13 protein-coding genes are annotated in these 18,429 nt (G+C 49.7%); 10 read left to right on the forward strand and 3 right to left on the reverse strand.

Annotated elements, in window-relative coordinates; genetic code table 11:
- Positions 1-109: 109 nt before the first annotated feature.
- The 6 genes from FIU82_RS06535 to FIU82_RS06560 all read left to right on the forward strand — a co-directional run bounded on the left by FIU82_RS06535 (position 110) and on the right by FIU82_RS06560 (position 6,002).
- Positions 110-544: a hypothetical protein gene (locus FIU82_RS06535; RefSeq protein WP_152440645.1), complete on the forward strand. Its 435-nt coding sequence runs from the start codon at positions 110-112 to the stop codon at positions 542-544.
- 76 nt (positions 545-620) lie between these two features.
- Positions 621-2,450, forward strand: coding sequence for a protein translocase subunit SecD (gene secD, locus FIU82_RS06540; protein WP_152440646.1), 1,830 nt, complete (start codon positions 621-623; stop codon positions 2,448-2,450).
- Positions 2,443-3,342, forward strand: a complete 900-nt coding sequence (gene secF / locus FIU82_RS06545) for a protein translocase subunit SecF (protein ID WP_152440647.1) — start codon at positions 2,443-2,445, stop codon at positions 3,340-3,342. The genes secD and secF overlap by 8 nt, the downstream gene beginning before the upstream one ends.
- 124 nt (positions 3,343-3,466) lie before the next feature.
- Positions 3,467-4,891 (forward strand): sodium:alanine symporter family protein, encoded by a 1,425-nt coding sequence (locus FIU82_RS06550; RefSeq protein WP_152440648.1) that lies wholly within the window; start codon positions 3,467-3,469, stop codon positions 4,889-4,891.
- Between the two features lie 86 nt (positions 4,892-4,977).
- Positions 4,978-5,295 (forward strand): hypothetical protein, encoded by a 318-nt coding sequence (locus FIU82_RS06555; RefSeq protein ID WP_022943764.1) that lies wholly within the window; start codon positions 4,978-4,980, stop codon positions 5,293-5,295.
- 266 nt (positions 5,296-5,561) lie between these two features.
- Entirely contained in the window at positions 5,562-6,002 is a 441-nt protein-coding gene (locus tag FIU82_RS06560) for a nuclear transport factor 2 family protein (protein ID WP_138590222.1), read from the forward strand.
- Between the two features lie 33 nt (positions 6,003-6,035).
- On the opposite strand, the gene FIU82_RS06565 is transcribed toward FIU82_RS06560, so the two are convergent.
- Together FIU82_RS06565 and FIU82_RS06570 are read right to left on the reverse strand one after the other, a co-directional pair.
- The gene (locus tag FIU82_RS06565; protein WP_022943766.1) at positions 6,036-6,920 is read right to left on the reverse strand and encodes a patatin family protein; all 885 of its coding nucleotides are present in this window, start codon (positions 6,918-6,920) and stop codon (positions 6,036-6,038) included.
- Between the two features lie 161 nt (positions 6,921-7,081).
- The gene (locus tag FIU82_RS06570) at positions 7,082-7,666 is read right to left on the reverse strand and encodes a TetR/AcrR family transcriptional regulator (protein ID WP_022943767.1); all 585 of its coding nucleotides are present in this window, start codon (positions 7,664-7,666) and stop codon (positions 7,082-7,084) included.
- A gap of 124 nt (positions 7,667-7,790) precedes the next feature.
- Here FIU82_RS06570 and FIU82_RS06575 point away from each other — a divergent pair, with 124 nt between their 5' ends.
- Positions 7,791-8,840: an alkene reductase gene (locus FIU82_RS06575; RefSeq protein WP_022943768.1), complete on the forward strand. Its 1,050-nt coding sequence runs from the start codon at positions 7,791-7,793 to the stop codon at positions 8,838-8,840.
- 156 nt (positions 8,841-8,996) lie between these two features.
- Here FIU82_RS06575 and FIU82_RS06580 read toward each other — a convergent pair whose 3' ends face one another.
- The gene (locus FIU82_RS06580) at positions 8,997-9,554 is read right to left on the reverse strand and encodes a DUF6795 domain-containing protein (RefSeq protein WP_022943770.1); all 558 of its coding nucleotides are present in this window, start codon (positions 9,552-9,554) and stop codon (positions 8,997-8,999) included.
- A 230-nt stretch (positions 9,555-9,784) separates the two neighbouring features.
- Here FIU82_RS06580 and recC point away from each other — a divergent pair, with 230 nt between their 5' ends.
- From recC to recD, 3 genes are read left to right on the forward strand one after another with little or no spacing between them, the layout of a single operon-like run.
- Positions 9,785-13,048, forward strand: coding sequence for an exodeoxyribonuclease V subunit gamma (gene recC, locus FIU82_RS06585; protein ID WP_152440649.1), 3,264 nt, complete (start codon positions 9,785-9,787; stop codon positions 13,046-13,048).
- Entirely contained in the window at positions 13,035-16,604 is a 3,570-nt protein-coding gene (gene recB, locus FIU82_RS06590) for an exodeoxyribonuclease V subunit beta (protein WP_152440650.1), read from the forward strand. Before recC ends, recB begins: the two co-directional genes overlap by 14 nt.
- The gene (recD, locus tag FIU82_RS06595; protein WP_152440651.1) at positions 16,597-18,429 is read left to right on the forward strand and encodes an exodeoxyribonuclease V subunit alpha; all 1,833 of its coding nucleotides are present in this window, start codon (positions 16,597-16,599) and stop codon (positions 18,427-18,429) included. The genes recB and recD overlap by 8 nt, the downstream gene beginning before the upstream one ends.

The raw sequence follows: 18,429 nt of genomic DNA on the forward strand, positions 1-18,429 counted from the left end.
TTTTAAGGTTATTTAATCTCTGGGATTGAAATAGATAAAATCAACCCTATCTCTAAAAGGCATTCAATATCGGCAATTAGCCGAGCACAAATATAAGTACAAGGCACCCATGCGCAACGGTATAATTATGGTCATCGTGTTAATGACGCTGCTTTTGAGTAGTGCATCCGCGCTTGCCCATACCCATACCACAGCAGCCGAATCACCGCTCTGCTCGCTGATGGTGCAAGAACCCATGCAGTGTGGCTTTGATGATGTCAGCGCCTCAGAGCACCAGCGCCCAGCACCGCACCCCGCGCAATTGCCAGAGCGCGCTATGCGTACTCACCCCAGCTATTTTTTACATCCGGAGCAACAACCACTTTACTTGTTGGCGTACACATTGGCGCAACATACTGCGCCGTTTAAACAGCGCTTTAAGGCGCCACCCGCCAGCCATTTTGAACCTTGGTATATCGCCAGGGAGCAGAAAAAATGTGGCCTTATCAATCACTGTCAGGCCGCGAACTTAACTTATCGTAGCCGGCTTCACTACGAGTCCTGAGTTAAATCGACCTTCTTTCTATTAATATCGAAATCAAGATTTAACACGCTTGCTGAGCAAGCGAAAAGGACTCACAATGAGACAACAACCTCACTCGCAAGAGCGAGTCAAAGGCGCGTCGGCGCTGAGCAGACAGCTGCGCTTATTTACCGTTATTAGTGTTATTTTAGTACTTTTTCTTAGTGCGCTTCCCAATATCTACCCTGATCATGCTGTAGTGAATGTGGCGTCTGTGCACACCCACAGCGATACCGTTAATATTAAAACAGAGTTGACAGAGGCTGGTTTTACCCTCGCAAAGGCGCACTATGATGCTGGCGAGCAACGCTTTGATATCCGTTTAACTGATCCCGCACGCAGTGCCGAAGCCGCACGTATATTGCGTGAGCATGGGCATGAGCAGGTCAAAGTTGTCAGCCAAAGCAGCACACCACAGTGGCTTCAAAGTTTGGGATTAGCACCGATGAAGCTCGGTCTGGACTTAGGGGGAGGGGTGCTATTCGTATTGCAAGTGGATACTGACCAAGCACTCGCCACACGGTTAAAAAGCATTGCCGAAGAGGCCAATACGCTGAGAGTTAAAGCGCGTTTACGGGGCATAAAAATACACTCGCCGCAAAATAACGAAGTACGCTTAGTGGCAGCGCCAGCTAACCAAGCACACTTACAGCAATTGGCTGATAAGTTGCAGGCGGCCTATCCAAAACTGGATATCGGTAGCGCCCATCAAGGCAGCTTAGAAATAGTATCCTTACGTTACCTGGATGCGCAGCAACAGCAATTTGCTCAGGCAGATATGACACAAGCGTTGGCTACTTTGCGCTCGCGCATCGAGGAGCTAGGCATAACCGAAGCCGTGGTGCAACGCCAAGGCAAGCGGGCTATTCGTATTGAGCTACCCGGTGTGCAAGACCCCAGTGAAGCAAAGCGTATTATTGGCGCCACTGCACAGCTTTCTTTTCACGGCCTGCAAGAAATTGGCGGTAAGCGGGTGCGTACTGAGCAAGGGCACAGTATTGCCATAGAGAGTAAAGCAATATTCACGGGTGCAGATATCACCGGTGCTCAAGCCGGCCGAGATGAAATGGGGCAGCCGATGGTGCAGTTGCAACTATCCTCAGCGGGGGGAGATAAAATTAATCGGTTCTCGCGTGCACACATAGGTCAACCCATGGCTACCTTGTACAGTGAATATGTAGCGGATGCGCAAGGTGAGGTGCGAATGCGCGAGCAGGTCATATCTGTGGCGACCATTAACGAAGCATTGGGAACGCGTTTTAGTATTACTGGGCTGGGTACCTGGCAACGAGCTCAAGACTTAGCCTTAGTATTGCGCGCAGGTTCATTAGAAGCACCCATTACCATAGTCAAAGAGCAAACCATGACCCCCAGCCTCGGTAAGCAAAATATAGAGAATGGTTTTAACGCTTTGTTATTGGGCTTAGCGCTAACATTGTCATTTATGCTGCTGTGGTACCGGCGTTTAGGGGTTGTCGCCAACCTTGCATTAGCAATTAACCTAATTGCTTTGGTGGGGCTCATGTCACTGCTCCCCGGCGTGGTATTAACGCTACCAGGGATTGCCGGGTTGGTGCTGACCATTGGCATGGCGGTGGATACCAACGTCATTATATTTGAGCGTATCAAGGAGGAACTGCGCTTAGGCAGAACCCGCTTACAAGCTCTTAAACGTGGCTATCAAGGCGCGATGAGCAGTATTATTGATGCCAACTTAACGACATTTATCAGTGCCTTAGTGCTTATCGGTGTGGGCTATGGCCCAGTTAAAGGCTTTGCCATTACGTTAGCGCTGGGCATTCTCACCAGTGTATTTAGCGGTGTATTGGTGTCTTCTTACTTGTCACACTGGTTGTTCGCAGCTGCAAAGGAGGTGCGTCATGGCTAATTATTTAACACGATTACGCCATCTGGGAATGGCGATCAGTATGCTTATGCTGGTACTCGCCGGCACTGTGATTGCCATCAAAGGAGTACCGCTTGGCCAAGATTTTACTGGCGGTTATGTGCATCAATTTCAGGCGCCTGAGGCGCTCACTCAACAGCAACTACAACACCAATTAGAGGGCTTACTGAGTGGCGATTTTCAATTAAGTGCACACAGTGATAATCAATACCAATTGTTTCAACCACCGAGCGAAGGGCAGAGCAACCCCAAGTGGCTCGATACCTGGGTCAGTGACAACGCATTGGTGCTACTGGATAGCAGCTTTTTAGGTGCACAGGCCGGTGACGAGCTCATCGACCAGGGGCTGATGGCGTTGTTATTCGCAACCCTAGCGGTGATGCTGTATTTAGTCTGTCGCTTTGAATGGCGTTTAGCGCTGGCGGCCACCTTGGCGTTGGTGCATGACGTTGCACTGACACTGGCGGTGCTGGTGCTTTTTGACATTCCTTTCACCTTAACCGTGTTAGCTGCCATCCTTGCCATCATTGGCTATTCGCTCAATGACTCCATTGTCATCGGTGATAAGGTGCGTGAGATTGTCCGCGCGAAGCCTGCACAATCAGTGGCGCTGAGTATCAATACCGCCATTGCCGCATCCATGAGTCGTACACTTATTACCTCAATGACCACACTGGCGACGATTATCAGTATCTGGGCGTTGGCAGGGCCGCCTCTGCAAGGGTTTGCCATCACCTTGTTTGTGGGTGTGCTGGTGGGCACTTGGTCATCGGTGTTCATTAGTGCCACCGTGCCGCATTGGTTAGGGCTTAGCGCCGAAAACTACACCAACCAAGACAGTGATGAGGTAAAACGTCAACTCGCTCAACCTTAGCGTTACTGCCTATCTAGGAGGCTTAGCCTCCTAGATTATATCCCGCCTAAAGTCGCATTTTTATCTTCATAGCCTAGTATAAAGTGACATAAACAAGCAGTTTTACAAGCACTTGGAGTGAACATTGCTAGAGTCATTGATAGCCAGCGTAAATGCGCTGTTATGGGGAGAAGGGCAGATCCTTATTTATTTACTGCTCTTTGCTGGTGTGTGGTTTTCGATTTCGCTCAGAGGGATTCAGCTCACTCATTTTACCCATATGTTCGCGCTATTAGGAACCAGTGCTCAGGCGGATAAAAACGAAATAAGCTCATTTCAAGCGCTGTGCACCGGCCTAAGTGCTCGTGTCGGCACTGGCAACCTCGCCGGGGTGGCAGTGGCTATTTCTTTGGGCGGCAGTGGTGCCGTGTTTTGGATGTGGGTGATTGCCATACTCGGTATGGCCACCGGTTTTGCCGAAAGCGTACTAGGACAAGTATATAAAGTACGTGATAGCCAAGGCGAGTTTCGGGGCGGCCCTGCGTACTACATTCAAATGGGGTTGGGGCAAAAATGGCTAGCCATTGCCTTTGCGCTATGTTTGTTTCTCGGTTATGGCTTTAGCTTTAGTGCCATGCAAACCAACACTATCACCGATGCGTTGCATCATGCCTTTGGCGTGGACCGATTTTATACCGGTTTGGTTATCACCTTAGTCACAGGCAGTATCATCGCCGGCGGCTTTAAGGCCATTGCCCGTTTCGCAGAGCGGGTGGTGCCGCTAATGGGGTTAGTTTTTGTGTTTAGCGCAGTGGTAGTGACGATGGTCAGTTTTGAACGGGTGCCGGCGATGCTCAGTGATATTTTGCACAGTGCGTTCGGCCTGCAAGAAGCGGGAGCTGGGGCGCTCGGAGCGGCGATTAAAAATGGCATTCAGCGCGGCCTTTATTCCAATGAGGCTGGAGCCGGGAGTGTTCCCCACGCAGCGGGTGCGGCAACACCAACACCGAATCACCCAGCCACACAAGGGTATATACAAATGCTGGGAGTGTTTTTCGACACCATAGTGCTATGCAGCTGCACGGCGGTGATTATATTACTGGCGGATATCCCCATCAGCGGCGATATGGAGGGCATTCGCCTCACCCAGGATGCCATGACCGCGCATATGGCCGATGCCGGTGTGTATTTTGTTGCGGCGGCAATCACCTTGTTTGCATTTACCTCAGTGGTGGCAAATTTCGCCTATGCGGAGAGCAACTTGCACCTTTTTGCACTGGATAATCGTATGGGCAGAGGCCTGTACATGCTCAGTTATCTGGCGATGATGTTATGGGGAGCCAGTGCCAAGCTTGAGCAAGTATGGAGTTTAGCCGATATGGCCTTAGGCTTGATGACACTGGTTAATATCATCGCGATTGTGCAGCTTACGCCGACGATTAAACGCGTTACATCAGACTACCACCGCCAGCGTAAGCAGGGTAAAGCACCTGAATTTTGCGTAGCAAAGGTCAAAATACAGGGGCAAACAGAGTCAGGAATTTGGCAAGAGAAAAGTATAGATAACTGAGCTAAAAGCATTTTACGTTATTCATGGCAATTTTTGTTACACTCACGGCTTTGATGACTGTCGCCGTTAAGGTGTTAAGGAAAACCATGAGTAAACTACGAATTAGTCGTGATAGTGGATATGCAGATAGAGCTAGAAAGTACACGGTTATGTGTGAAGGTAAGGCGTTGGGTAAAATTGGTAATGGCGAAAGTGTTGAGTTTGATGTGCCACCAGGCGAAAAAGAAGTTTATTTAAAAGTGGACTGGTGCCGCTCTAATAAAGTGCGTATTAACGTGCCAACAGAAGGGACGGCGCAGCTAAGCGGAGGTTCAAACTTACGTGGTCCGCGAATTATGCTCGCCATTGTTTATGTACTTTTTAAGCCGCATGATTACCTGTGGCTAACTGCGCAAGCAGACTAGCCGTTCAACCTTCCTCTGTTTTAGGCGGTGATGGCTAGCGCTGTCATTGCTTAATAGGGCGATGATTAAAAATGCCGCTCAGACCTGGGTTTTTGTCGATAAATTTCATTTAGATTAATTAAAACTACTGTTAATGAAATTCACTGCTCATCGGATGTTTTTGAGTTTACTCTAAGCTGGCAACATGCAACCCAACCCTTAAAACGAGCGCTGTAGGCTCATTTTACAACATGGAACGGGTCACTTTTTAAGCATAAGAGGCAGCGATGAAGCAAATACTCATTACACTCATGATTTTATTTAGCACCAGTACACTGGCTGAAGGCCAACTGACCAAAAACAAACAACTGGTCATTGATTTTTATACCGATGTGGTACTAGCCGAAGACGCGACACATATCGATAAGTACCTAGGTCCGCGCTATATCCAACATAACCCCATGGTCGCAGATGGTAAAGAAGGGCTGCGGGCGTTATTGCGCAGCTTACCTAAACGAGATAAAAGCGCCGGACCCAGTGGTGAAATAGTGCGGGTGATAGCTGAGGGCGACTTGGTGGTATTACACGTTAAAAGTTACCACTGGCCGCAGCCAAATGGCGGTGCCATTGTTGATATATTTCGTGTGGAAAATGGCAAAATTGTTGAGCACTGGGATGTCATTCAAGCCATTCCTGAACAAGCCAAAAATACCAATACCATGTTTTAGCTTTACCATTGAGCAGCGCAACCCGAGGCCTAATTATACTGCCTCAGGTTGTGGCTCGGGCTCTTTCCATCGATTGACTGCTTTTAGGCCAACTTCAAAACCGAGGCGATAGTCCTCTTCTAAAGTCTCGATACTTGAGCCTAACACCATAGATTGTAATGGCCGAGTTGGGGCTATTTGAACCACGTTAACACCTTCAGGTGGTGACCTCATAAACTCAACAGCCTCGGCGTAACGCTGTTGATAGTGATGATAAATTTCAAACATCCGTGGCGATTGGTTTATGCGCCTCATAATAGGTTTAAGCCTCTCCAACACCGGCATCTTGCCATCATCATGAGCTTCAACTGTGCGGATCACCCAAATGGTTTTCGCGCCTTTTTCATGAGCCCACCGCACCGGCAGGGGGTCGGCAACGCCGCCATCCATCATGCCATGGCCTTCGACTTTTACGCCGGGGCGATACAGAAATGGAATAGCGCTTGAGGCCTTTAGATGCGCAAACATATTTTCATGCCAAGTATGTAAGTAGTGCGGCTCAAACGAGTCGTAGTGGCTAGCCACCGCATAAAAATTACTCTCTGGCGTGAGGTTATTAGGCTCAGTGGGGAAGCGCACCTTGCCATTGTGCTCTACTTGATGAAAATACCAGTCTAGGTCAATGACATTACCACCGGTGAAAAACCGGGCCGGTCGAAAAAACTGTTGCTCTGTGGTGAGGTGCTCAATCGCTGTTTGTGCGTATTGGCGCGCCCGAGCACAGTAAGCTGCTAGATTTTGGGCGCCTGCAGAGACACCGACTTTTAAATCGAAGGGCGCAAATTTCTTTTCTAGGAAAGCATCGAGTACGCCGGCGGTAAAAATGCCTTTTTGTCCACCGCCTTCGGCAATGAGTGCGGAGCGTATATGTGTCGTCATATTGTACTCTTCTATTAATTATTAATGTGTGAAGAGGTACACATTTCACCAAAACCAATTACGTGCAGAGGTTTTCGCCGTCAGCTTTGGTCAATTGTGTTTCATCCCCCACTGAATGTGGAATATTAGCTGTATTATGGGCGATAGCGATGAATTTCAAGTTAATCAACAATAATAGCGGCTAAAAGTTGTTCGCCCATTTGTGTTAACAAGGCTTCATCTGGCTGTGTAAACGCATAGGTGCGCATGCCGTAAATGCCCATGGCCAAAAAGCGCGCCAGCTTCATCGCGTCATCTTGGTTCACGGCTTCACCTTGGTGCTGAGCGCGGCGAATTTGCGCAGCTAGGTTCTGCTCTAATTGCTTGAGGTTTTGTGCAAGAATATTGGCCACTTCCGGATCTTGGCCTTCAATTTCATTTAAAGAGCGGGTGAGTAAACATACCTTCGCACAGGTCTTTTGCACGCACTCAGTCACCGTGTTGGCGATAAATTCACGCAAACTATCAACAACCGGGCGTTGGGCGTTAAAAATGGTGTCGAACGCTTGTTGTTTTTGCTGATGGTAGTGACTCACCGCCTCGATAAACAGACCTTTTTTACTGCCAAACGCGCAATAAATAGAGCCTGGATGCAACCCCGTTGCTTGGGTTAGTTTTTGCATGCTGGCTTTGCTGTAACCATGCTCCATAAAGGTTTGCATGGCTTGTTGTAAAACGTGGGCTCGGTCAAATTCGGCGCTGCGCATAAAAACGACATGATGCTGCTAACTAAGATAGCGAACATGATACCATTTATTTTCAATATTTACTTGAATTAGCATTCAACAATCCATACGTTGAATATACATTCAAAAAACAAATATGCTTTATATGACCGATCTTCTTTTACAACCTTATGCTTTAAATGACGAACTGACTCTTAAAAATCGCATTCTTATGGCGCCGCTTACACGCTGTATGGCGGATGATAATCTCGTACCAACGGAAAAAATGGCGGCCTATTATGCTCGTCGCGCTGATGCTGGGTTGATCATTAGTGAAGCCACGATTATTCGCCCTGATGCCCAGGGCTATCCGAATGTCCCGGGTATATTCACCAGTGAGCAAATACAAGGTTGGCGCAATGTCACTGAGCAAGTGCATGACCAAGGAGGCAAGATATTTTGCCAACTATGGCATGTTGGCCGTGTCGCTCATCCACACTTTTTTGCAGGAGATGTGCTCGGTGCCAGTGCGATTGGTATCGAAGGCACTGTGCCGCGCATGCGTGAATTAAGTTACCAAACACCAAAAGCCGCGAGTGAGGCGCAAATCGAACAGCTTGTGGCTGATTATGCTAAAGCGGCAGAAAACGCGATAGAGGCTGGTTTTGACGGCGTTGAGATCCATGGTGCCAATGGCTACCTGATTGATCAATTCCTGCACCACAGTAGCAACCAACGCAACGACAACTATGGCGGCAATGCTGCCAATCGCGCACGTTTTGCACTTGAGGTGGTCGACGCTGTAGTCGCGCGTGTGGGGGCTGCGAAAGTGGGTTTACGGTTATCCCCTGGGGCGTACTTCCTGCTCGATGAGGGCGATGAGCAAGATACCGCCGTGTTCGATTATTTACTGGAGCAGCTTAATCATCGAAATCTTGCGTATCTGCACTTGGGTATTTTCGATGACAGCATGCGTTTCCCTTATCTTGGTGGCAACGGCAGTGCCTCGCAATATCTACGTAAACATTATAACGGGAACTTGGTAGGTGTTGGCAGTTATACGCCGGAGCAAGGCGCTGAGGCAATCAGTAATGAAGAGTTCGATTTGCTAGCCTTAGGTCGTCCTTTTATTGCTAACCCTGATTTGGTCGCCAAAGTGAAAGCGCAAAAACCACTCACGCCATACACTGATGATATGTTGGCTGAACTTTACTAAAAAGGCTGCGCTAGCTTTGCAGTGCCGCTATATTTTTGGTGGTGAGCGAAGAAAATGCAAAAATATGACCCTTGTCATGAATTTGCAATTTTGGCGCTTTACTATGAGTGGCAAGTAATGACGTATGTGTTGCTTGAACTCTGATTAGACCCCGACTTAGCCGCTGATAACAGCGGCTTTTTTTTGTGCCGATTTTTGCACATGTAAATCACATATCGAGTAGACATTCACAGGCAGGCTAGGGCGGCGCTTATCGCTGATGTTGAATTCATTTTCAGCAGAGAGCAAATTACACTGCAGCTGGGATAGGGTTTCTTGTAGCACGAAGTTGTCTAATTCATGGTCAATGGCGGTGTACCATAACACGTACTGTTGGCCTTGGTAGCGCACACTGATGTCCTGCCATAAGCGCTCAGGAGGCTCGCCAAAAACAGGGTGCTCTGTGGTCATGGGGGCAAAGTAAAAGTGTCCGCTGCTGTCTGTTTTCGCGCGGCTAACGAATTGCTGATCGCCCACCGATAAGGTGCGGGTAATTTCGACATTGGCCAGCTCAGAGCCGCCCAAAGCAAGCTTCCCCTTCACTTGCGGGGATAGGGTTTGAGATTGGGTCACTAAATCAGAGATAAGCGGGCGATGTTGCCCAAAATCACCAAGCAGCGTCACTGAGCAAGCAAGTAAGCCGGCACAAAAAAGGCTGAAAGCAATCAATCGCATTGGCACGCTCCTGTGTGCTAATTCATTCCATTGTGGTTATAACTTAATCTATGTTCCTAAAATATGCAAATTCAAGATGTTACCGAATATTTTGCTATTAACTTAGGTGCAACAATGATGCCGCTTAACAATAACCAATAAGGTGAAAATACACTGTGATGTCAACCTAGTGCCCGTCATTAAAATTGCGTACACTGGCTATCTAGGCATTCCAATAATACCGATAACGCATGCTGCATATAATACAGTCAAACCGTATGGAGATTCTCAGCGCCCAGCTCTGTGCGTTGCTGGCTAATACCAGCAGTTCTAATATTTTCCATAAAGAGCAAGTATTGGTGCATTCTCCAGGAATGTCACAATGGTTGAAGCTTGAGCTTACAGCGCAGTTAGGCGTATGTGCACAGGTCGACTTTCCATTACCTTCGAGTTTTATCTGGTCTTTGTACCAGCAAGCTTTGCCTGATGTTCCGCCAGAGTCGTCGTTTAACAAAGCCAATATGACATGGAAGCTCTACGAACTGTTGCCGCAAAAATTAACACAGGCTCATTACCAACCCCTGATGCGCTACCTTGATGGTGACGATGATGGTCACAAACGCTATGCCCTGTGTGAGAAAATTGCTGATGTGTTCGATCATTATCTAATGTATCGACCACAGTGGTTGGCTAGTTGGCAAGCGGGTGAAGACCAACTAGATGACGTTGATATTAGCCATGCACCTTGGCAGCCCGATCTTTGGCGTGCTTTAGTCGCGCGTGTTCAAGAGCTGGAGCAAAGCCCGTACCATCGCGCTAATATGCACCAAGGATTACTGGATGCACTGGCGGCGGGGCAGTTGCAACTGCCGCCACGTATTTGCTTGTTTGGTATCTCCGCTTTGGCGCAATCGCAGCTAGCGATCTTTCAGGCGCTCAGTGAGCACACGGATGTGTTGATATTTCTGTTCAACCCCAGTGAACATTATTGGGGCGATATCGTCGATGAGAAAACGCTGGCTAAAATACACACTCAGTATCAACGAAAGCCTAATATCGACGCGGCTGAATCTGAGCAACAATATTTTATCGTCGGTAATCCGTTATTGGCATCATGGGGTAAGCTCGGCCGCGATTACCTAGAGCAACTGCTGCAATTAGATGGCAAGTGGCTGGATGGTTTCGATGATGAATTTGCGCCGCATTTATTGGGTCGTCTACAGCAAGAGGTATATGAATTAGCTTTCAAAGGGGAAAGCCTAGCGCAAGACCCACACTGGTTTATCAGTGAGCAGGGCAAGATAGCATTGGCGCAACAAGATCACTCCCTGTTAATAAGTAATTGCCACACCGCTTTGCGCGAAGTGGAGAGCTTACACGACCATCTACTTGCTGAGTTTGCCCGCGATCCAACCCTAACACCCAAAGACATCATTGTGATGATGCCTGATGTCGGCCAGTACAGCGCCTTTATTGAAGCGGTGTTTGGTGGCGCTAAAGGCGAGCGCCATATTCCCTATGCCATTGCCGACTTATCCATTGCCCAAGAGCAGCCTATTGTTAATGCCTTGGTGAGCTTGGTGAATCTACCCTTTAGCCGCTTTGGTGTCAGTGAATTGATGGATTTATTATACATTGAGGCCATTAGCCAGCATTTCGGCTTCGTCGCCAGCGAACTCGAACAGTGCCAAGTGTGGCTTGAGCAAGTCGGGGTGAAATGGGGGATTGATGGCGCGCACAAACAAGAATTCAACCTGCCAAGTATTGATCTCAACACTTGGCGTTTGGGAATAAAGCGATTATTGTTAGGCATCGCGGCCACCGATGCGCCTTATCATGGGGTTTATCCGGCTGACGCAGTTGAGGGCATGGCCAGTGATACATTGAGCAAACTCTTGGCCTTTATCAATGTGTTGTTGCAGGCCAAGCAGGCACTTAGTGGTGATGCAAGCTTATTGGATAAATGTACCAGCTTGCGCGCAATTGCCAGTGAAGTGATGGCAGTAGAGCATTTAAGTGCCGCAGACTTAGCCTTGTTAGATGGCCTCTATAGTGACATTGAAAAGCATTATGATAATGGCGACTATCAAGGGCTCATCTCGGCACGGATCTTCGCCACCTTGATTCAACAAGGTGTCGAGCAAAAAGGCGTGGGGCAGCGGTTTTTAATTGGTAAAGTTAACTTTTGTACGCTGATGCCGATGCGCGCCGTGCCCTTTAAAAAGGTCTGTATCTTGGGGCTGAACGATGCCGATTACCCACGCAGTGTACAGCCTATTGGTTTTGACCTGGTGCCTTACAGCCAGCGGCGCAAAGGCGATCGCTCACGTCGCCTAGACGACCGCTATTTATTTTTAGAGGCCTTGTTGAGCGCCAGAGATAGCCTATATCTTAGTTATATCGGTCGCTCTAGCCGCGATAACAGTCCCCGTATGCCCTCGGTATTAGTCAGTGAGCTGTGCGAGTATTTAGACCGCAGCTTTTGCTGGCAAGACAGCGATGATACGTTCACAAGCCGATTAGTGATGCAGCATCATCTGCAGCCGTTTCATCCGCAGTATTATCAAAAGGACAGCCGTTGGCAAAGCTTTAATCCGGTGTGGGCCTTGCCGTTAACAGCCGCTCAAGAGCAAAAACAACAGCTTCAGCCTTTGGCTGTCACAGCGCCACAACTGTGCGAGCTCGACACCTTAATGCAATGTGCTACTCGCCCACAACGTTATTTCTACCAACAAGTACTTGGGGTGCGCATAGATGGCATTGATGCACACGATGAAGATATCGAGCATTTCGATTTAGATGCCTTATCGCGTTATCAATTACTCGATGAGCTGCTTGAAGGACAATTGCACGGTAGCGCTCCGAGTGATGAGGAAATTATCCAGCGCGGGGTGCTGCCCCAAGGTGTGTTATCGACATTGACCTTACAGCAACTGCGTAGTCGTATCAGCCCACTGGCAGAGCAGGTTCAGCTGCGTACGCAAGGGCAAATGGCGCAAATGCTGGAAGTGGATATCACGGTTTCTGGAGTGCGCCTGCAAGGTTGGTTAGCGCACCTCTATGGCAGTCAACAGGTGTTTTATCGCAGCGCCAGTATTAAAGCGAAGGATAGAATTCAAGGGTTTATTTATCACTTACTCGCGCAGCTGTGTGGGGAGGCGGTCACCACCGTGGTGATGGGCTTAGACGAGCAAGTGTCTTTTGCCCCGATGAATGCTGAGCGTGCCGAACAATTATTAGAGCCTTGGCTAGAACTCTTTACTAGCAGCCATCAAAGCAGTGTGGCATTTTTCCCCGCCAGTGCCTGGGAATGGATACAAAGCCAAGATATGAATAAAGCCAATATTAAGTTCGTCGGCAGCCCGTATGTGGGGGTCGCCGAGCGCAGTGACCCTTACATCGCCACTGACTTTGCCGACCTTTTCCAGTGCGAGCAGGAATTCTGTGACTGGAGTACGCGATTGTTGCAACCCATAGCGCAATTAGGCGAGGAGCAACGCTATGCAGACGCTTAACCCAGTCACCCTTGCCTTTGATGGACAACAGCTTATTGAGGCCAGTGCCGGAACCGGTAAAACCTATACCATCACCGGGTTGTATTTACGCTACTTATTGGGCCTGTATGAAGATGCTAAGGGCAACCAAGGCGAGCCGCTGACGGTCGAGCAAATATTGGTGGTGACCTTTACCGAGGCCGCCACCAGTGAAATCAAAGACCGGGTGCGCTCGCGCATTAGCATGGCAAAAAACATGCTGCTAGGGGAGCACAGCAGCGATGAGCTATTGATTGCTTTGATAGCGCAGCTTGACGACCGTCAACAGGCATTTAATCGTCTGGATATGGCGGCGAAATCCTTGGATGAAAGTGCCATTTACACCATTCATGGATTTTGTCAGCGCATGCTTAAACAACATGCGTTTGAATCGAACATGGCCTTTAATTTGCGCTTCACCCTGGATGAGAGTGAGCTGCATGAGCAGGCGGTGTTCGATTTTTGGCGACAGTTTGTGTATCCGCTGCGTGCAGAGCAAGCGCAGGCGGTCCTCGCTCATTACAGCTCACCACATAGCCTGCTAAAAGAGCTGCGTGCGCTCATTAATCGCAAGCAGCTGCAGTTACAACCGCACATTAATGACCCCGAGGCTGAGTTGACCCGATTGTGGCAATGCCAAAGCGAATACCTCAAGGCTTTGCCCCAATTCAAACAGGCACTGCGCGAGGGCGATTTTTTCAATGCCATTGCCGCCAGCGATATCAAAGGCAATGCCAAACCTAAGCATAAAAGTAATTTGGCGGGCTTGGCAGCATTTAGCGACAATGATGACACCCAGTTGAGTTTAGGCGCGGCCAAGCACTCCTTTAGCTTATGGAGTGCGCAAAGCCTTGAGGACCCCAGCATTTATAAAAAAAATGGCCAACCTTTTTCTCACCCTTTGGTGGTGGAATTTGAACGTATGGCGCAGCTTAGTCAAGGCCTGGGTGAGCGCCTTGCGCAGGTGATATGTGTCTTGGCGCTCGCCTATGTGCGCCGCCATGTGCAGAGCAACAAAGCACGCACCGGCATTATCGCCCCCGATGACCTGCTTAGTCAGCTCTATGATGCGCTGCACAATGACAGCGACAACCAGCTGCAACAGCAAATTCGCCGCCAATACCCAGTGGCGATGATCGATGAGTTCCAAGACACCGATCCCATTCAGTATGGTATTTTCAGCACTATTTATCGTCCCAGCGATGAACAGTTCACTAACCTCACCATGATAGGGGATCCCAAGCAGGCCATTTATGGCTTTCGTGGCGCCGATATTTTTACCTACATCGATGCCAAGCAACAACTGAGCGCGCAGCAGCAATATACCTTGGCAAAAAACTTCCGCTCGGCGACGCCATTAGTGGAAAGTGTCAATAACTTATTCAGCAGTCACCCGCAGAGCTTTATCTTTAACGATGCCATTCCCTATCAAGAAGTGGAAGCGAATGGCAAGGATAAAGCGCTGTTATATAAAGGCGAGGCGCTCGGTGCCATGGATTTTGTCTTTTACGGCAGCGGTGCTGAGGTGTTATCGAAAGAGCAAGGACAAAGCGCCTTGGCCGAGGCATTTGCAAAGCGGGTTCACTTTTTGTTGGCTGCGGCGCAACAAGGAGACTTGCTGCTGGGTGAGACGCCACCGTGCGCCGGCGATTTTTGCATCTTGGTACGCGACAGGGGCGAAGCGGCACTGATGAAACAGGCGCTTACCCGCCAAGGCGTTGCCAGTGTTTATCTAGCCCGCGAAAGTGTGTTTAAGCAACCGCTGGCGCAACACCTTTACCGCTTGTTGGCGATTATACATGGTCCCTATGATGAGCGCGCACTGCGCGGCTTGCTGGCGGGGCCATTTTATAACTTCAATAGCGCCCAACTGCTGGCACTGAGCGATGATGCCGAGCAGTGGCAGCAACAATTGCAGCACTTCGCTGAGCTCAAGCGGCGTTGGTACCGCGACGGCGCGTTGGCAATGCTCGAGCAGCTGTTATGGCAAAATCAATTACCGCAAGTATGGGCCGAGCAAGGGTGGGATGTTGAGCGCCTATTAACGGATTTTCGTCATCTCGGTGAAATTCTCCAGCATAAGCAACTTGAACTGGATGGCACGGCGCGGTTGCTAAAGTATTTTCACCAGCAATTGACCCGTGATAGCAGCGAGGGTGACAGCGCCCAACTGCGTTTGGAGTCCGATGCCCAGCTGGTGCAAATCGTGACCATGCATGCTTCTAAAGGGTTAGAATACCCTATTGTGTTTATGCCGTTTGCGGTCAATTTCCGCAGCGCCAGCGCCGCTTATTATCACCACCAAGGGAAGCTGTACTTAGATTTATCTAAACAACAAGAGAACCTTGCGCGCGCCGAGCGTGAGCGCTTAGCCGAGGACTTAAGGTTATTGTATGTGGCCTTGACCCGGCCCATCTATCATTGTGCCTTAGGGCTTTATAATTTAGGCAAACATAAACGCTCGCAGCTTTTGCAAAGCGCGCTAGGGTACTTGTTGTTTCCGGGCGCTGAGGGCACGGAGAATATTCGTGAGCTGCTGCAGGCTCGACTCGCGCCTTACCCGGACATGAGTTTAACCGATGCTGATCATTATCAATCGGGTGAGAATTTGGTGCAGGAAAACGCAGCCGTTGAGCGCCTGGTACGCGCCCAGCAGGCGGATATTGAGCGCAACTGGCGGGCCACCAGCTTTAGCGCCTTGAGCTTCAAACACAGTGATTATCATGGTGCCAGTCACAGTGGCGGTGATGATGAGGATCACCGTTTGCAGCAAAGTTTAGTGCTTAAGCAGGCCCTCCCGGTGGCGCAGCTAACGGCTTATGATTTTCCCAAAGGCCCGGGGCCTGGCAGTGCACTGCACGATATACTCGAGCAAATCTCTTTTCGCGGCGTGCTCGCCGGTGAGGCGCAAGCCATGGAAGAGCTTGAGCAAGTGATCACCCATACCCTGCATAAATACGCACTGGATGAGAGCTGGCACGCGCTGCTGTGTAGCTGGATGGCGGCGATTATGCGCTGCCCCATACTCGAGTCAGGGCTTTATTTGGGGCAGTTACAAAGCGATGATTGTTTAGTGGAGATGGAATTTCATCTCGCGCTCAATGAGCTTGATGCCCAACATTTTAATGCCACCATGATAAGCCTGTTTGGCTATGACTTTGGTCTTGATTTTGAACGTGTTAAAGGCGTGCTAAAAGGCTTTATTGATTTAATCTTTTGCTATCAGGGGCGCTATTACGTGCTTGATTACAAATCGAATTACCTCGGTGAGAGCGCCGATGATTATAACGATGAAGCCTTAACGCACGCCATGAATGCCCATAGCTATCATGTCCAAGGGGCGATTTATATGGTGGCATTGCACCGCTTGCTGGCGGCGCGATTGCCTGATTATGACCCCGCTAAGCACCTAGGTGGCATGGTGTATACCTTTTTACGAGCGATGCCCGAGGGACACGGAGTGTACTATCGGCCATTCAGTGTTGCTGAAATCGACACCTTAGACGGGCTTTTCGCCAAAGGAGCGCACTATGCTTGAGGTACTGTTAGAACAGCGTAAAGTGCGTACCGTGGATGTCGAGTTAGCGGCGTTGCTGGTCGATGAGCAGCAACCGCCTTACAGCGAGGGGTTTTATATTATCCTGCTGTTACTCAAAGCTATGCATGAGCAGCATACCTGCTTAGATTTGCACAGTGTGAACTGGGACAACCCCTTTGAGCTCGATACCCGCGCGCCAGTGCCCGCGTTTTTTGCGCCTGACTTTGATGCCCTCGGCTGCCTTAATGCCTTGCCGTGTACTGGGGCTGAAAAACCGCTGCGCATACATGGGCAGCGCGTCTATCTGGCGCGCTATGATGGCTATGAAGCGCAGTTAACCGCGCGCTTTTTGCAGTTAGCTAAGCAGCCTTTGGAGCTTGACTTGCCGGCGCTCAAAGCGCTGTTGGCGCACTACTTTAACAATCAAAACAGCGAACCTGACTGGCAAAAAGTGGCCTGTGCTCTGGCGGCCACCAGTAAGTTTTGTGTGATCACCGGCGGTCCGGGTACCGGTAAAACCACCACAGTGACGCGTTTGTTGGCGATCTTACAATCGCTCTATGCCCAAGCCCCTTTGCACATTGAACTGGTTGCTCCAACCGGCAAAGCAGCAGCACGCCTAAGCGAGTCTATTCAAGGAGCAAAAGGCGGCCTAGCCGAGACCGACCAGGCGGTATTAGAGAGTATTCCCGAGCAAGCGCAAACCTTGCATCGGTTGTTAGGCACGGTGCCCATGTCCAATCATTTTCGCCATCATCGGGGTAATCCGGTGCATGCCGATTTAGTGATAGTCGACGAAGCGTCCATGGTCGATATTAGCCTGATGAGCAAATTGGTAGACGCCTTAGCACCGCACACTCGATTGATTTTATTGGGCGATAAAGACCAGCTGAGTTCAGTGGACACGGGCAATATCATGGCTGATATTTGCAGTGAATGTGCCCTTGGCCAACTGCCGCACTACAGTGACCAGCGCGCCGAGCAACTTGGCTATTTATGCGGTGAGCATTCTTATCACAGTGGCCAGCAATCACCTTATGCGTTAACCGATCATGTTGCCTTTTTGCAGCACAGCTATCGCTTCGATGGCGACAGCGGCATAGGCCAACTGGCGTATGCAATTAACACAGCCGATAGCAAAAAAGCACGGTACCTGCTGCAAAGCCGCGCCAGCGATATTAGTTATTACCCTTTGGATGAGGGGTTTTACAGCGCGCTCATTGCCCGCTGCGCCGAGCAGTACAGCCACTACTTAGCATTGATTGCAGCCGGGGCAACGCCCGCGCAGGTGCATGACGCATTTGCCCGCTTCCAGTTACTTGCCGCACTGCGAGAGGGGCCCTTTGGTGTGCATGCGCTTAACCAACGCATTGAACATCACCTCGCTCAGCAAGGGAAAATCAATGTGCAGCAGCGCTTTTATATCGGTATGCCGTTGATGATCACTCAGAACGACTATCAGCTTAACCTGTTTAACGGTGATATTGGCATTATTATGGCGGATGACAACGGCGAGCCTCAGGCCGTTTTTATGGGCGCGCAGGGCGAGGCCAGGGCATTCTATCCGGGGCGTTTACCGCAATTTGATAAAGTCTTTGCTATGACCATTCACAAATCACAAGGCTCTGAGTTTGCCCATACCGCCATGGTGCTGCCGCCGCTGCATCGGGGCGGCCAAGGACTTAATCGCCAATTGGTGTATACCGGGGTGACCCGTGCCAAGGCGCATATTGAATTGATCTGTGATGCGCGCACTTTGGCTCATGCCATCGCCACGCCAGTGCGCCGGGCATCGGGGTTGTATCAACGTTTATGTGAGTGTTAG

Origin of the sequence: Pseudoalteromonas sp. THAF3, assembly GCF_009363775.1 — a bacterium.
Taxonomy (GTDB): Bacteria; Pseudomonadota; Gammaproteobacteria; order Enterobacterales; family Alteromonadaceae; genus Pseudoalteromonas; species Pseudoalteromonas ruthenica.

Bases quoted from the DNA above. Each gene is read 5' to 3' on its own strand.
- FIU82_RS06535 (WP_152440645.1), top strand. From the start codon at position 110: ATGCGCAACGGTATAATTATGGTCATCGTGTTAATGACGCTGCTTTTG.
- secD (WP_152440646.1), top strand. From the start codon at position 621: ATGAGACAACAACCTCACTCGCAAGAGCGAGTCAAAGGCGCGTCGGCG.
- secF (WP_152440647.1), top strand. From the start codon at position 2,443: ATGGCTAATTATTTAACACGATTACGCCATCTGGGAATGGCGATCAGT.
- FIU82_RS06555 (WP_022943764.1), top strand. From the start codon at position 4,978: ATGAGTAAACTACGAATTAGTCGTGATAGTGGATATGCAGATAGAGCT.
- FIU82_RS06560 (WP_138590222.1), top strand. From the start codon at position 5,562: ATGAAGCAAATACTCATTACACTCATGATTTTATTTAGCACCAGTACA.
- FIU82_RS06565 (WP_022943766.1), bottom strand. From the start codon at position 6,920: ATGACGACACATATACGCTCCGCACTCATTGCCGAAGGCGGTGGACAA.
- FIU82_RS06570 (WP_022943767.1), bottom strand. From the start codon at position 7,666: ATGCGCAGCGCCGAATTTGACCGAGCCCACGTTTTACAACAAGCCATG.
- FIU82_RS06575 (WP_022943768.1), top strand. From the start codon at position 7,791: ATGACCGATCTTCTTTTACAACCTTATGCTTTAAATGACGAACTGACT.
- FIU82_RS06580 (WP_022943770.1), bottom strand. From the start codon at position 9,554: ATGCGATTGATTGCTTTCAGCCTTTTTTGTGCCGGCTTACTTGCTTGC.
- recC (WP_152440649.1), top strand. From the start codon at position 9,785: ATGCTGCATATAATACAGTCAAACCGTATGGAGATTCTCAGCGCCCAG.
- recB (WP_152440650.1), top strand. From the start codon at position 13,035: ATGCAGACGCTTAACCCAGTCACCCTTGCCTTTGATGGACAACAGCTT.
- recD (WP_152440651.1), top strand. From the start codon at position 16,597: ATGCTTGAGGTACTGTTAGAACAGCGTAAAGTGCGTACCGTGGATGTC.